At 72.6% G+C, this 12,696-nt stretch carries 13 protein-coding genes; 6 read left to right on the forward strand and 7 right to left on the reverse strand.

Going from position 1 to position 12,696, the window contains the following annotated elements; all coding sequences use genetic code 11:
• Positions 1 to 10: 10 nt before the first annotated feature.
• The 3 genes from ACZ6Y1_RS23530 to ACZ6Y1_RS23540 all read left to right on the forward strand — a co-directional run bounded on the left by ACZ6Y1_RS23530 (position 11) and on the right by ACZ6Y1_RS23540 (position 2,568).
• On the forward strand, positions 11 to 964 hold the full coding sequence (locus ACZ6Y1_RS23530) for an alpha/beta fold hydrolase (protein WP_469633024.1): 954 nt from the start codon (positions 11 to 13) through the stop codon (positions 962 to 964).
• A 78-nt stretch (positions 965 to 1,042) separates the two neighbouring features.
• On the forward strand, positions 1,043 to 1,396 hold the full coding sequence (locus ACZ6Y1_RS23535; RefSeq protein ID WP_469633027.1) for a hypothetical protein: 354 nt from the start codon (positions 1,043 to 1,045) through the stop codon (positions 1,394 to 1,396).
• Positions 1,397 to 1,512: 116 nt separating this feature from the next.
• The gene (locus ACZ6Y1_RS23540; RefSeq protein WP_469633029.1) at positions 1,513 to 2,568 is read left to right on the forward strand and encodes a C40 family peptidase; all 1,056 of its coding nucleotides are present in this window, start codon (positions 1,513 to 1,515) and stop codon (positions 2,566 to 2,568) included.
• Between the two features lie 5 nt (positions 2,569 to 2,573).
• On the opposite strand, the gene ACZ6Y1_RS23545 is transcribed toward ACZ6Y1_RS23540, so the two are convergent.
• From ACZ6Y1_RS23545 to ACZ6Y1_RS23555, 3 genes are all read right to left on the reverse strand, one after another.
• A complete protein-coding gene (locus ACZ6Y1_RS23545) occupies positions 2,574 to 3,686 on the reverse strand; it encodes an alpha/beta hydrolase (protein WP_469633032.1) in 1,113 nt (370 codons plus the stop codon).
• Positions 3,687 to 3,804: 118 nt separating this feature from the next.
• Positions 3,805 to 4,494: a LuxR C-terminal-related transcriptional regulator gene (locus tag ACZ6Y1_RS23550; RefSeq protein WP_469633035.1), complete on the reverse strand. Its 690-nt coding sequence runs from the start codon at positions 4,492 to 4,494 to the stop codon at positions 3,805 to 3,807.
• Positions 4,491 to 5,780, reverse strand: a complete 1,290-nt coding sequence (locus tag ACZ6Y1_RS23555) for an ATP-binding protein (protein ID WP_469633038.1) — start codon at positions 5,778 to 5,780, stop codon at positions 4,491 to 4,493. The genes ACZ6Y1_RS23550 and ACZ6Y1_RS23555 overlap by 4 nt, the downstream gene beginning before the upstream one ends.
• Positions 5,781 to 5,911: 131 nt before the next feature.
• Between ACZ6Y1_RS23555 and ACZ6Y1_RS23560 the strand changes: the two genes are divergently transcribed.
• Together ACZ6Y1_RS23560 and ACZ6Y1_RS23565 are read left to right on the forward strand one after the other, a co-directional pair.
• On the forward strand, positions 5,912 to 7,216 hold the full coding sequence (locus ACZ6Y1_RS23560) for a PspC domain-containing protein (RefSeq protein ID WP_469633041.1): 1,305 nt from the start codon (positions 5,912 to 5,914) through the stop codon (positions 7,214 to 7,216).
• Positions 7,203 to 7,427 carry a hypothetical protein gene (locus ACZ6Y1_RS23565; RefSeq protein ID WP_469633044.1) on the forward strand — a complete coding sequence of 75 codons (225 nt, stop codon included), beginning with the start codon at positions 7,203 to 7,205 and terminating at the stop codon, positions 7,425 to 7,427. The genes ACZ6Y1_RS23560 and ACZ6Y1_RS23565 overlap by 14 nt, the downstream gene beginning before the upstream one ends.
• Here ACZ6Y1_RS23565 and ACZ6Y1_RS23570 read toward each other — a convergent pair.
• The 4 genes from ACZ6Y1_RS23570 to guaA all read right to left on the reverse strand — a co-directional run bounded on the left by ACZ6Y1_RS23570 (position 7,373) and on the right by guaA (position 11,780).
• Positions 7,373 to 7,885, reverse strand: a complete 513-nt coding sequence (locus ACZ6Y1_RS23570; protein WP_469633047.1) for a DoxX family protein — start codon at positions 7,883 to 7,885, stop codon at positions 7,373 to 7,375. The two genes, ACZ6Y1_RS23565 and ACZ6Y1_RS23570, sit on opposite strands and share 55 nt — an antisense overlap.
• Before the next feature lie 18 nt (positions 7,886 to 7,903).
• Positions 7,904 to 9,157 carry a hypothetical protein gene (locus ACZ6Y1_RS23575; RefSeq protein WP_469633050.1) on the reverse strand — a complete coding sequence of 418 codons (1,254 nt, stop codon included), beginning with the start codon at positions 9,155 to 9,157 and terminating at the stop codon, positions 7,904 to 7,906.
• 117 nt (positions 9,158 to 9,274) lie between these two features.
• Positions 9,275 to 10,036 carry a class II aldolase/adducin family protein gene (locus ACZ6Y1_RS23580; protein ID WP_469633053.1) on the reverse strand — a complete coding sequence of 254 codons (762 nt, stop codon included), beginning with the start codon at positions 10,034 to 10,036 and terminating at the stop codon, positions 9,275 to 9,277.
• A 157-nt stretch (positions 10,037 to 10,193) separates the two neighbouring features.
• Complete coding sequence (gene guaA, locus ACZ6Y1_RS23585) at positions 10,194 to 11,780, reverse strand: glutamine-hydrolyzing GMP synthase (protein ID WP_469633057.1); 1,587 nt, start codon at positions 11,778 to 11,780, stop codon at positions 10,194 to 10,196.
• 294 nt (positions 11,781 to 12,074) lie between these two features.
• Between guaA and ACZ6Y1_RS23590 the strand changes: the two genes are divergently transcribed.
• The gene (locus tag ACZ6Y1_RS23590; RefSeq protein WP_384584659.1) at positions 12,075 to 12,338 is read left to right on the forward strand and encodes a chorismate mutase; all 264 of its coding nucleotides are present in this window, start codon (positions 12,075 to 12,077) and stop codon (positions 12,336 to 12,338) included.
• The last annotated feature ends 358 nt before the right edge of the window (positions 12,339 to 12,696 follow it).

Consider the following 12,696-nt stretch of genomic DNA (forward strand, 5'->3'; position numbering starts at 1 on the left):
GGACACCCCCATGCCCACCACCGAGCCCACCACCACCGCCGCCCTCGAAGGCACCCTCAAAGGCAACCTCGAAGACGCCACCGACGACGCCCTCGGCGACGCCTCGCTCGCCGCCTCCCTCGACGGCGCCTTCACCAGCCGCCACGCCGAGGTCAACGGCACCCGCCTGCACTACGTGGAAGGCGGCTCCGGCGAGCCGCTCGTCCTCCTCGGCGGCTGGCCGCAGACCTGGTGGCAGTGGAACAAGGTGATGCCCGCGCTCGCCCGCCGCTACCGGGTGATCGCCGTCGACCTGCGCGGCATGGGCGGCTCCGCCAAGCCGGAGGAGGGGTACGACAAGAAGACGCTGGCCGCCGACGTCCGCGCCCTCCTCGACCACCTCTCCATCGGATCCGCGCACCTCGCCGGCCACGACATCGGCGCGATGGTGGCCTACGCCTTCGCCGCGAACCATCCCGGAGCCACCCGCCGCATCGCCCTGCTCGACGTCTCGCACCCGGAGGAGGGGTGGGCGCGGATGCCGCTGCTCCCCCGGTCCGGCCTGCGCCACCTGTGGTGGTTCGCCTTCAACCAGGTCGAGGGTCTGCCCGAGCAGCTCCTGGCGGGCCGCTTCCACCTCCTGCTGGACCGGCTGCTGTCGGACATGGCCGTCGACCGGACCTCGATCGACGTCCGTTCCCGCGCCGTGTACGCCCGGGCGTACGACTCCCCGGACGCGATCCGCGCGGGCAACGCCTGGTACCGCACCTTCCACCAGGACATCGCCGACCTCGCCGGCTACGCCCCCGTGACCGCGCCGCTGCTCGCCCTCGGCGGCGAACACAGCAACTACGAACAGCTGCTCGCCGCGGTCCCGGCGCTCGGCACCGACACCCGGGTCGTCCGCGTCGACGGCAGCGGCCACTATCTGGCGGAGGAGCGGCCGGAGTTCGTGACCGCCGAACTGACCCGGTTCTTCGGCTGACGGCACGCCCGCCGCGGCGGCGTCGCATTCGCCCGCCTGAGCGAATTGCGGGAAGGGCCACCCCGTACGCTCGACGCCATGGACGTACTCATCAACGCCTTCGTCGGCCTGCACATCATCGGAATAGCCTCGCTCCTCGGAGGCTTCCTCACCCAGATGAAGGCGATGGGCGCGGGCACCGCGCGCTTCGTGCCGGCCATGCTGCACGGCGCGCTCACCATGCTCGTCACCGGCGTACTGCTGGTCGGCTTCCGCGAGATGGACGGCGGCCCGCTCAACCACGTCAAGATCGGCGTGAAGCTGGCGGTCCTCTTCGTGATCCTCGCCCTCGTCTACGTGAAGCGCGACGAGGAGCGCGTGGAGAAGGCGCTGTTCGGTGCGGTCGGCGGACTGACCGTGATCAACATCTTTATCGCCGTTCTCTGGCACTGACCAGAAGCGATCCACCACATCCGGTCACTTCGGGTCATCCCGTCATCGGCCCGTAACTTCCAGGTTTAGCGTCCTCCCCCAGGACCCAGCCGACAGGGGAAGGACGTGAGGCCCTCGTGGCCAGTCATCGAAAGCCCAGGCAGCGCCCGCTCTCCGGCGGAACGGTACGGACGACCGCCGCCACCCTGGCCCTCGCGGGCGCTGCCACCGCCACCGCCTTCGAAGGCACCTCCCAGGCCGCCCCCCAGCCGACCCCCTCCCAGGTCAAGGCCGAGGTGGACCGGCTCTACGAGGAGGCCGAGGCGGCGACCGAGCGGTACAACGGGGCGAAGGAGAGGGCCGACGAGGCCGAGCGGGCGCTGAACGGCCTGCGCGACGAGACCGCCCGCAAGACGGACCAGCTGAACGCCGCGCGCAACGCGCTGGGTTCGCTCGCGGCAGGCCAGTACCGCAGCGGCTCCCTCGGCACCGCCGTGCAGCTCGCACTGGCCGCCGACCCGCAGGAGTACCTGTCACAGACGGCGTTCATCACCCGCGCCCAGGAGCGCAGCGCCACCGGGATCAGCACGGTGCGCCGCCGCCTCGACGAGGTGGGCAAGCTCCGCGAGCAGGCCGCCGGCCGCCTCGCCGACCTCCGGGAGCGGCGGGACGAACTCGCCGAACGCAAGGCCGAGGTCGAGGGCAAGCTCGCCACGGCCAGGCAGCTGCTGGCCCGGCTCACCGCCGAGGAGCGCGCCGCGTACGAGGCCCAGTCGGCCGGCGCCGCCCCCGCCGGGCCGCACACCGCGACCACGACCCCGACCCCGCCCCGGCCCTCCGACGGTTCGCGCGCGGCCCGGGCCGTGGCCTTCGCGTACGGGGCCATCGGGAAGCCGTACGTGTGGGGCGCGACGGGCCCGGGCTCCTTCGACTGCTCGGGGCTGACCCAGGCGGCCTGGCGCTCGGCCGGGGTCTCCCTCCCCCGCACCACCTACACCCAGATCAACGCCGGACAGCGGGTCCCGCGCGACCAGCTGGCCCCCGGCGACCTGGTGTTCTTCTACTCCGGGGTGACCCATGTCGGGCTCTACATCGGCAACGGCCAGATGATCCACGCCCCGCGCCCCGGGTCCACGGTCCGCATCGCCCCGGTCGACTCGATGCCGTGGGCGGGTGCCTCCCGCCCCGCGTAGGGCCGCTACGGCGCCTTGACCACTCCGCTCAGCCAGCCGAACGTCTGCGGCAGCTGCTTGGACCACGCTTCGAGGTTGTGGCCGCCGACCACCTTCTCCGCGTGCACCACGGTGGGCGCCTTCGCCAGTCCCTTGAGGTCCAGGCCGGACAGGTAGCCGTCCTGTTCGGCCCCCGACATCCACAGGGAGACCGCCGGCGGTGTGTGCGCGGCCTGGAGCACGGCCTTCAGGTTGTGCGTACGGCGCAGCTCCGGGTCCTGGGCGACCAGCGAGGAGGGCTCCTGGCCCGGGTCGTTGTAGCCGGACAGCGAGACGGCCGCGCTGTAGCGGTCGGGGTGGGCGATCGCGAGCTTGGCGGCGCAGTAGGCGCCCGCCGAGTACCCGGCCACGCCCCAGTGCCTGGGGTCCGGCGAGGTCCGGAAGTTGTCGGTGACCATCTTGCGGACGTCGACGCTGAACCAGCTGTCGGCGTTGACCTTGCCGGGGATGTTGGCGCAGCCGGTGTCGCCGTTGCCGACGAGCATGGCGCGGGGCGAGACGAGGATGAACGGCTGCACCTTGCCGCTCTTCATGAGCGGTTCGAGCACCTCGTGCGCGTGGAGCCCCTGGAACCAGGACTTGCCGGTGCCGGGGATGCCCGGGATCAGCTCGACCACCGGGAACTTCTTGTCCTTGTAGGCGGGTTCGTCGTACTGCGGCGGCAGCCACACCATGACGTCGCCCTTGACCCCGGATATCTTCCCGTCGAGTTCGGTCTTCCTGACCCGCCCGCCGAGGCCCTCGACCGGCTGGAAGTCCTGGTGCACCTTCGGGGCCTGCTTGACCTCCTCGGCCTTCTTCCCGCCGAGTCCGTCGGGGCCGAGGTCGGGGGCGGCCTGGACGTACTTGCCGGTGCCGAGCAGGTCGCCCCAGGAGGCGTAGAAGTTCTCGGCCCGGTTCACGGCGACGAACACCACGGCGACGGCGGTGACCTGGGCGAACACCACCATCAGCGCACGGGTCGCCACCCGCACGGCGGCGGGGCCGCGGACCTTGCTCCACAGGGCCAGCGGCAGGATGACGGCGATCGCGGTGAGCACGATCGCCGTCACGAAGAAGGGTGTCCCCGTCAGGCTCATCACGCCACCCAAGAGGGCGGCGCGAGGCCGTCCGGTTGCCCTCCCCGGCTGCGTCGTGGATCACACCGTCAGGCCCGGCCCCCGGGGTGGCACCGGCGGTTCACCCGCAGGTCAGGCCTCAGACGAGGCGCCGCGCGGTGGCCCAGCGGGTCAGTTCGTGGCGGTTGGAGAGCTGGAGCTTCCTGAGCACCGCCGAGACGTGCGATTCGACCGTCTTCACCGAGATGAAGAGCTGCTTGGCGATCTCCTTGTACGCGTACCCGCGCGCGATCAGCCGCAGCACCTCGCGCTCGCGCTGGGTCAGCCGGTCCAGGTCCTCGTCGACCGGCGGGGCGTCCGTCGAGGCGAAGGCGTCGAGCACGAAACCCGCCAGCCGCGGCGAGAACACCGCGTCGCCGTCCTGCACCCGGAAGACCGAGTTCACCAGCTCGGTGCCGGTGATGGTCTTGGTGACGTATCCGCGGGCACCGCCCCGGATGACCCCGATGACGTCCTCGGCCGCGTCGGACACCGACAAGGCCAGGAACCGCACCGGGTTCTCGGCCGCCGCCATCAGCGGGGCGCAGCGCCGCAGCACCTCGACGCCGCCGCCGCCGGGCAGGTGCACGTCCAGGAGGACCACCTCGGGGCGGGTGGCGGTGATCACGGTGACGGCCTGGTCGACGTCGGCCGCCTCGCCGACGACCTCCACCCCGGTCCGCTCGGTCTCGCCGATCTCCGCCTGTACGCCCGCGCGGAACATCCGGTGGTCGTCGACGAGCACCACCCGGACCCTGCGGGTCTCCTTCTCAGCGCTGTCCTCGGTCATGCCGCCTTCGCCGCCCTCTCCATCTCCAGCTCGACTTCCGTGCCGCCGTCGGGCGCGGACCGCAGCCGTGCGGTCCCGCCGTTGCGCTGCATCCGGCCGATGATCGATTCTCGTACGCCCATGCGGTCGTCCGGTACCGCGTCCATGTCGAAGCCCGGCCCCCGGTCCCGCACGGACACGAACACGGTCTGCCCCTCCACTTCGGCGTACACCTGTACCGGGCCGCCCTCGCCACCGTACTTGGCGGCGTTGACCATCGCCTCGCGCGCGGCCTGCATCTGCGCGCCGAGCTTCTCGTCGAGCGGGCAGTCGCCGACGACGACGACCTCGATGGGCACCCCGTGGTGGTCCTCCACCTCGGCGGCCGTCTTCTTCACGGCCTCGGCGAGGGTGGCCGGCTCCTCGGCCTCGTCCTTGCCGGTGCCCTCGGGCTTGTAGAGCCAGTTCCGCAGTTCCCGCTCCTGGGCCCGGGCGAGGCGGCGGACCTCGCCGACGTCCTCCGCGTTGCGCTGGATCAGGGTGAGGGTGTGCAGGACGGAGTCGTGGACGTGGGCGGCGACCTCGGCGCGTTCCTGGGCACGGATGCGCATGAGGCGTTCCTCGGAGAGGTCCTGGGTCATGCGGATCAGCCAGGGCCCGGCGAGCAGGGCGACGCCGATGAGGACGGCGAGGGTGGCGGTGAGCACGTTGCCGAGCTGCGCGGCGGAGCCCCGTACGACGATGAAGACGGTCAGGCCCACGCCGACGAGGGCGACTCCCGCGAGGGCCCGGGCGGCCTGGAACAGCCGGCCGCGGCGCGCGACCGCGTCCCCCCAGTGATCGCGCCGCGCGTTGTCGGCCTGCCGCCATACCAGGACCACGCCCGCGCCGACGAGCAGCGTCGGCCACACGTAACGGCCGGAGGACCCGCCGGCCTGGAGCTTCGCGATGAAGATCCACACGCCGACGAAGAGGGCTATCAGTGCGAGGACCTGGCCCTTGTCGGGCCGGCGCAGGTGGCGGCCGCCGTCGGTGAGGGTCTCGAAGAAGGAGCGGTTCGCGGAGCGGCCGCCGACGCCGAGCGGTACGAAGACCCAGAACGCGCCGTACAGCAGCACGCCGAGCCCGTCCCCGAACATGAACAGGCCGAGGAAGGCGAGGCGGACCCAGATCACGGGCAGGCCGAGGTGCCCGGCGAGACCGCGTGCGACTCCGCCGAGCATCCGGCCGTCGGCGCTGCGGTACAGCTTGCGCGGCGGCGCCTCGTCGGTGTCGGGCACGTGAGGGGGAGCGGCGGCTACGGGCATGTCACCAAGGGTCACACGCGCGCGGGCGGCCGGGCATCAGGGCATCCCCCCATTACGGCCGGGGGGATATCAGGGTTGCGCCAGGGTCGGACCGGATGTCCGGGGCGGTCCGGGCCCGTCACCATGGACGCATGACCGAAGTGCACGACGCCCCTCCGGCGGACGCCGGGGCCCCCCAGCCTCCCCCCGATCCCCGGCCGCCCCTGCGCCGCAGCAGGCGCGACAAGGTCCTCGCGGGCGTGTGCGGGGGCCTGGGCCGGTACTTCGACCTGGATCCGGTGGTCTTCCGGATCGTCCTGGGCGTCCTCACCGTCACCGGGGGCGTCGGCCTGATCTTCTACGGCTTCGCGTGGCTGATGCTCCCGCAGGAGGGCGAGGAGGAGAGCGAGGCGCGCAAGCTGCTGACCGGCCGGGTCGAGGGCGGCACGCTGACGGCGGTGTTCGCGGCGCTGGCGGGCTGCGCGCTGTTCCTGTCGATGCTGGACAACGGCGGCCTCGCGGTCTTCTCGATCCTGGTGATCCTGGCGCTGGGCGGTGCCTCGTACTGGTCGCAGCGGCGCCGGGCGCAGGCTCCGGAGGCCGAGACCCCCGCCGCGCACTCCCCCGCCCCGCCGGAGACGCAGGCCCCGCCCGTCCCCGGCAGCCCGTCGTGGTGGCGCGATCCGCTGGTCAAGGACGGCACCACCGGCCCGGTCGGCTCCACCGGGTACCTGTGGGGGCCCGCGGACGCCGAGGAGGAGGCGCCGCCCGCCGGCAGGGCGCCGCGGACGCCCGAGCGGCCCGCCCCGGCACCGGCCCGCCCCCGCGGCGGGATCGGCGGCCGGATCTTCGTCCTGGCCCTGCTGGCGGGGATCGCCGGGGCCGCCTCCGTATGGAAGGGCAGCACCCTCGGCCACGCCCTGGAGATCGGGCTCGCCGCGGCCCTGGCCGTCTTCGGCCTGGGCCTCGCGGTCAGCTCGGTCAGGGGCCGCACCGGCTTCGGCACCGTCCTGCTGGGTCTGGTGACGGCCGGGCTGCTGGCGGGTGCGTCGGCGCTGCCGCCCGAGATCGGCACCGACTTCCGGCGGGTGGAGTGGCGGCCCGCTTCGATCGCCGACGTACGTCCGGTCTACGAGGCGGGCACCGGGCTCGCCACCCTGGACCTGAGCCGGCTGGACGTGCCGAAGGGAGCCACCGTCTCGGTCCGCGCGTCCATCGACGCGGGGCGGCTGAAGGTGATCGTGCCCCGGGAGGTCACGGCGCAGGCCGAGGTGTCGGTCGAGCTCGGCGACATCCACATGCCCGGGGAGACCAGCCAGGACGTACGCGTCAAGAGCGGCGGCGAGACCGAGACCCGGACGCTGCCGCCCACCGCCGGCACCCAGGCCGGCGGGACGGTCGATCTGCACCTGCACGCGGGTGTCGGACAGGTGGAGGTGGCCCGTGCCGCGTCATGAGTTCCAGCCCGGACGGCTCCTCGCGGGGATCGTGCTGCTGACCGCCGGAGTGATGTACCTGCTCGACGCGGCGGGCGAGACCGACGTGCCGTGGTTCCTGGTCGTCCCCATGGCAGTGGGCGGGCTCTGCCTCGCCGCCCTGGTGGGGATGGTGACCTACGCGGTGCGCAGGGACCGGCGCGACCGGATCACGGAGTCCAGCGACAGGTAGGGCGCCCCGGCGAGGACCAGCGGGGTCCACGCCATCAGGTAGACCAGGTCGTTGCCGTAGTAGTACGGGGTCACCGCCCACGACACCGTCAGCCACAGGCTGAGCGAGATCAGCGCTCCGCCGGCGGCGGCGATCCGGGTCAGCAGGCCGGCCAGTACGCCGAGGCCGACGAGCAGTTCCCCGACGGCGATGGCCACCGCGAAGCCGACGGGGGCTTTCAGCGCCAGGTCCACCAGGGCGGGGATCGCGGCGGTGTCGCGCACGCCGCGCATCAGCTCGCCGATGGATCCGGTGCCCGTGGCGGACAGGAAGGCGGAGTCGGTCAGCTTGTCGAGCCCCGCGTAGACGAAGGTCACGCCGAGGAAGATCCGCAGGGGCAGCAGGGCGTAGTGGGAGGCGAGGGGGGCGAGGCGCAGCCCCTCCGCTCTGGACGGGGCGTCAGTCGCGGTTGTGGTCATCTGTCATGTCTACCCCGATCATTCGGCGACGTCGATGACGCAGCGGTTGGATTCCACTCCTGCGGCCGTGATGACCTGGATGTCGATCCGCCCCGGCTCCACTTCCGCGGGCACCGGCACGGTCAGCACCGCGTCGGAGGGGTTGGTGAAGCCGCCCGCCACCGGAACCAGCGGCACGTGCACGTGGATCGTGCCGATCCGCACCACGAGCCGGGCCAGCATCTCCGGCGTCCCCGCCCCGGGCGGTACGAATCCCACGCCCCGGATCTCGATGTCGTCCCCGGGGCGGACCGGGGCGTCGAGGTCACCGGGCTCGCGTCTGCGGACCACCGACAGGACGAGGGGACGGCTGCCCTCCGCGTACTTGCCGGCCAGGTACACCGCCGCCGACAGCGCGATCAGCAGCGCCAGCGCCCACGGCAGCTGCGGGAGCCGTTCGGGGAAGCGGGCCAGCGACACCGCCGCGTAGGCCAGCACCACCGTGGAGACCAGCACGTACTGGGCGTCCGGGAAGCTGCCGTGCCCCGCGTCGTCCGTCAGCAGGTCCACCCCGCGCGGCCGGTCGGCGGGCAGCTTCTGCAGCCGCTGGCCCATGATCCGTACGGAGACCACCCGGCGCACCAGCACCGCCACCGCCGAGGTCAGCGACACCACCGCCAGCAGCGGCAGCGCCCGGTCCAGCGCGAGCCCCGCGTAGAGGGCCTGGCGCTCCGGGCCCGGCGGGGAGGCCGCCAGCCGGAGGGCGGGCAGCAGCGTCGCGAAGGCCGTCAGCACGACCCAGGCGCTCGCCGCCGCCTTCGAGGTGGACAGCCGGTTGTCCTCGCCGACCAGGGGGGCCAGCAGCCCACCGTGCACGGACTGGGCACGTGCGGCGACCGTGAGCAGCCCGGCGAGCACCAGGGCGGCCAGCAGTCCCGCGGTGCGGGCGGTGGACCAGCCGGTGCCGAGCGCCGTGCCGACCTGGACCAGCAGGAGGACCCCGGCGGCGATCCACACGGCGAGGACGGCCCGCCGGGAGAACAGGTACAGCCAGGAGTTCCCGGCCTCCCGTCCCCGGTCCGCCGCGGCGCGGGCCGACAGGGTCAGCTCGTCGGAGACCCACTGGCGGGAGGCGCCGAGGGAGTGCGCCACGGCGGCCGGCACCCCGTGGCCGGAGGCGAACTCGTCGCGCTTCTCCAGGAACGCGGCGACCGCCCGGCGGTGGCCCTCACGTGCGCACTCGTCGCAGGCGCAGGCGGCTGTGTGGGTACCCCCACGGGACATCTCAGACATCTCTTGGACAGCCACGTGCGTGCCGCCTCTCTGAACTACGGTGCGATGCCAGCGAATTGTGCACCACTGGGGCAGTACTCCGGATTGCGCACGATGTCAGAGCAGGTGATTAACGGTTCATGATGTTGACGCCACCTCTTCCCTGAGGGGTTGGTAGCTCACCCAGGCGGCCAGGTCGGACCCGAACCGCCGGCGCGTCGCGACCGCCGCGCGGTGGTCGACGGGCACCGGTTTCCCGGCGGCCCGCGCGGTCAGCTGCACCTGCGCCGCCCGCTCCGCCTCGATGAACCACCAGACCGCCGCGTCCACCGAGTCCCCGACCGTCAGCAGCCCCCGGTTGCGCAGGATCAACGCCTTGTACGGGCCCAGGGCCTGCGCGATCCGGCCCGGCTCCGCCACCCCGGTGAACTCGTCCAGCAGCGCGTGGTCCTCGTAGAAGGCACAGGCCTCCTCGGTGATCGGCGCGAGCAGTTCGCCCAGCGCCGCGAGGGCACGGCCGTACGGGGCCTGCGCGCGCACCACGGCCACCGCGCCGGGGCGCGCCCGGTGGACGGCGGCGTGCACGGCGAAAGCCAGCTCGTTGACCCGGCGCCCGCCCCTCAGCACCCGCCCGTCGCCGTCGACCAGGAGCAGGTCGTCGGCGGTGAGGCCGGCGAAGGCCCGCCCGAAGGGGTTCACCCAGTAGCAGTCCTCGAACTCGGGGTCCCGCGCGGTGATCTGCCCGTCGACCCCGCCCCCGTACCCGAGCCGCGCCAGCAGCCGCAGCGCCTCCGCGAGCCGCTCCTTGCGGTGGGCCCGGGCCTCCTCGGCGGTGCCGTGCACGGGAGGCATCTCGAAGCCGAGCCGCTCCACGGGCACGGGTACGGGCTGGTCCGGCATGGGCGCTCCTTCGACGGCTCGGCTCGCGGCGCAAGGTACCCGCGGGAGGCCGAGGAGACCAGAGCCGTGTCACCGGCCGGAACGACGGCGCCGCCGCTCAGCCAGGCTGAGCGGCGGCGCCGTCGTCGTGCGGGGTGGGGGGCCAGGGCGGGGGCCCCTACTCCCACTCGATGGTGCCCGGGGGCTTGCTCGTGCAGTCGAGGACCACGCGGTTGACCTCCGGCACCTCGTTGGTGATGCGGGTGGAGATCCGGGCGAGCACCTCGTACGGCATGCGCGTCCAGTCCGCGGTCATCGCGTCCTCGGAGGAGACGGGGCGCAGGACGATCGGGTGGCCGTAGGTGCGGCCGTCGCCCTGCACGCCCACGCTGCGGACGTCGGCCAGCAGCACGACCGGGCACTGCCAGATCTCGCGGTCCAGGCCGGCCGCGGTGAGCTCGTGGCGGGCGATGGCGTCGGCCTCGCGCAGCAGGTCCAGGCGCTCCTTGGTGACCTCGCCGACGATGCGGATGCCCAGGCCCGGGCCGGGGAACGGCTGGCGCTGGACGATCTCCTCGGGCAGGCCGAGCTCCTGGCCGACCATCCGGACCTCGTCCTTGAACAGCTGGCGCAGCGGCTCGACGAGCTCGAACTCGATGTCGTCGGGCAGGCCGCCCACGTTGTGGTGGGACTTGATGTTGGCGGTGCCGGTGCCGCCGCCGGACTCGACGACGTCCGGATACAGGGTGCCCTGGACGAGGAAGGCGACCGCGGGGCCCTCCTCCTGGAGGATCTCCAGCTGGGCCTGCTCGAAGACGCGGATGAACTCGCGGCCGATGATCTTGCGCTTGGTCTCCGGGTCGGAGACGCCGGCGAGCGCGTTCAGGAAGCGCTCCTGCGCGTCGACGACCTTCAGCTGCACGCCCGTGGCGGCGACGAAGTCCTTCTCGACCTGCTCGGTCTCGCCCTTGCGCATCAGGCCGTGGTCGACGTAGACGCAGGTGAGCTGCGAGCCGATGGCCTTCTGCACGAGGGCCGCGGCGACCGCGGAGTCCACGCCGCCGGAGAGGCCGCAGATGGCGCGCTTGTCGCCGACCTGCGCCTTGATGGCCGCGATCTGCTCCTCGACGATGTTGCCGGTGGTCCAGCTGGGCTCCAGGCCCGCGCCGCGGTAGAGGAAGTGCTCCAGGACCTGCTGGCCGTGCGTGGAGTGCATCACCTCGGGGTGGTACTGCACGCCGTACAGCTTCTTCTCGTCGTTCTCGAAGGCCGCGACCGGGACGACGTTCGTCGACGCGGTGACGGTGAAGCCCTCGGGCGCGGCGGAGCAGGCGTCGCCGTGGGACATCCACACCGACTGGTTCTCCGGGGTGCCCTCGAAGAGGGTGGAGCCGGCCTTGGAGACGGCCAGCGGGGTGCGGCCGTACTCGCGGGCGCCCGTGTTGTCGACCGTCCCGCCCAGGGTGGTCGCCATCAGCTGGAAGCCGTAGCACATGCCGAAGACGGGGACCCCGGCCTCGAACAGGGCGCGGTCGATCTGCGGGGCGCCCTCCTCGTACACGGAGGACGGGCCGCCGGAGAGGATGATCGCCTTGGGGTTCTTGGCCAGCATCTCGTCGACGGGCATCGAGCTCGGCACGATCTCGCTGTAGACCCGTGCCTCGCGGACGCGGCGGGCGATGAGCTGGGCGTACTGGGCGCCGAAGTCGACGACGAGAACCGTGTCCGGGGCGCTGTCGTGGGCGGCGGAGGGTGCTTCTGGCACGGGGCGGCCTTCCGGCGGAAGAGGTGGTTGTATTTGTCGATTCTAACGGGGGACGCGGTGCTCTCTTCGTCTCACCATCCGAACCCGCTTGGCCCGGAGTGGGCCGGAAGGTCATAATCGCCACGTGCGCAAGCAGCTGAGCTTCCTCTTTACCTATGGCACCGGCCGGTCCGGTCGCCATGGGTCATCGTGATGCTCGCCTGAGCCACAGACTTCCCAGAGCGCCCCGGTCCGACAGGACCGGGGCGCTCCGCGTTTCCGCTCCTGCCGGCTCAGACCACAGGAGACAAGACCATGACCACGATCACCACCACGCCCGAGCAGCTGATCGCCGACTCCCGTGTCCGCATCGACGCCATCGACGACCGGATCATCGGTCTGATCCAGGAGCGGATGGCCGTCTCGACGGTGATCCAGGACGCCCGGATCGCCTCCGGCGGGCGGCGCGTGCATCTGTCGCGCGAGATGGAGGTGCTCTCCCATTGGAGCGACGCCCTCGGCAAGCCCGGCACCGCGCTCGCCATGACGCTGCTGGAGCTGTGCCGCGGCCGGGTGTGACGGCTGACGCCTGTTCGTCACCCGTCCGGACCGTGACGGCCCCCGGCGGCCCTCGTTGGTGAGGTTGTCCGCGCCAGCCAGGTGCGGGACCGCGACACCACGCGTGGCTCCGCCGGAGCGATGAGACGGGCGCCCCGTGGAGCGCCCGCCGTGGGATCTCGCTCCTTCGCGTGACCGGACGGCAGGGGACAGCAGCCCGGTCACCCACACAGGACGGCCGGCCCGAGGGACGCCCCGGGCCGGCCGTTCTTGCGTTCCCCGCCCCAGCCCTTCCCGGCCGGTCCGCGGCCGCGACTTTCACCACGTGACGGACGCCACAGTCCGGCGGGGCGGATTCCGGTACAACCATCCGCGCTGA

Source organism: Streptomyces sp. NPDC053432 (assembly GCF_055585365.1).

What these genes read in the sequence shown, in the direction of transcription:
- ACZ6Y1_RS23555 (WP_469633038.1), bottom strand. Translation starts at nt 5,780, where the DNA reads ATGCCCGTAGCCGCCGCTCCCCCTCACGTGCCCGACACCGACGAGGCG.
- ACZ6Y1_RS23545 (WP_469633032.1), bottom strand. Translation starts at nt 3,686, where the DNA reads ATGAGCCTGACGGGGACACCCTTCTTCGTGACGGCGATCGTGCTCACC.
- ACZ6Y1_RS23550 (WP_469633035.1), bottom strand. Translation starts at nt 4,494, where the DNA reads ATGACCGAGGACAGCGCTGAGAAGGAGACCCGCAGGGTCCGGGTGGTG.
- ACZ6Y1_RS23535 (WP_469633027.1), top strand. Translation starts at nt 1,043, where the DNA reads ATGGACGTACTCATCAACGCCTTCGTCGGCCTGCACATCATCGGAATA.
- ACZ6Y1_RS23575 (WP_469633050.1), bottom strand. Translation starts at nt 9,157, where the DNA reads ATGTCTGAGATGTCCCGTGGGGGTACCCACACAGCCGCCTGCGCCTGC.
- ACZ6Y1_RS23560 (WP_469633041.1), top strand. Translation starts at nt 5,912, where the DNA reads ATGACCGAAGTGCACGACGCCCCTCCGGCGGACGCCGGGGCCCCCCAG.
- ACZ6Y1_RS23590 (WP_384584659.1), top strand. Translation starts at nt 12,075, where the DNA reads ATGACCACGATCACCACCACGCCCGAGCAGCTGATCGCCGACTCCCGT.
- ACZ6Y1_RS23530 (WP_469633024.1), top strand. Translation starts at nt 11, where the DNA reads ATGCCCACCACCGAGCCCACCACCACCGCCGCCCTCGAAGGCACCCTC.
- ACZ6Y1_RS23570 (WP_469633047.1), bottom strand. Translation starts at nt 7,885, where the DNA reads ATGACCACAACCGCGACTGACGCCCCGTCCAGAGCGGAGGGGCTGCGC.
- ACZ6Y1_RS23580 (WP_469633053.1), bottom strand. Translation starts at nt 10,036, where the DNA reads ATGCCGGACCAGCCCGTACCCGTGCCCGTGGAGCGGCTCGGCTTCGAG.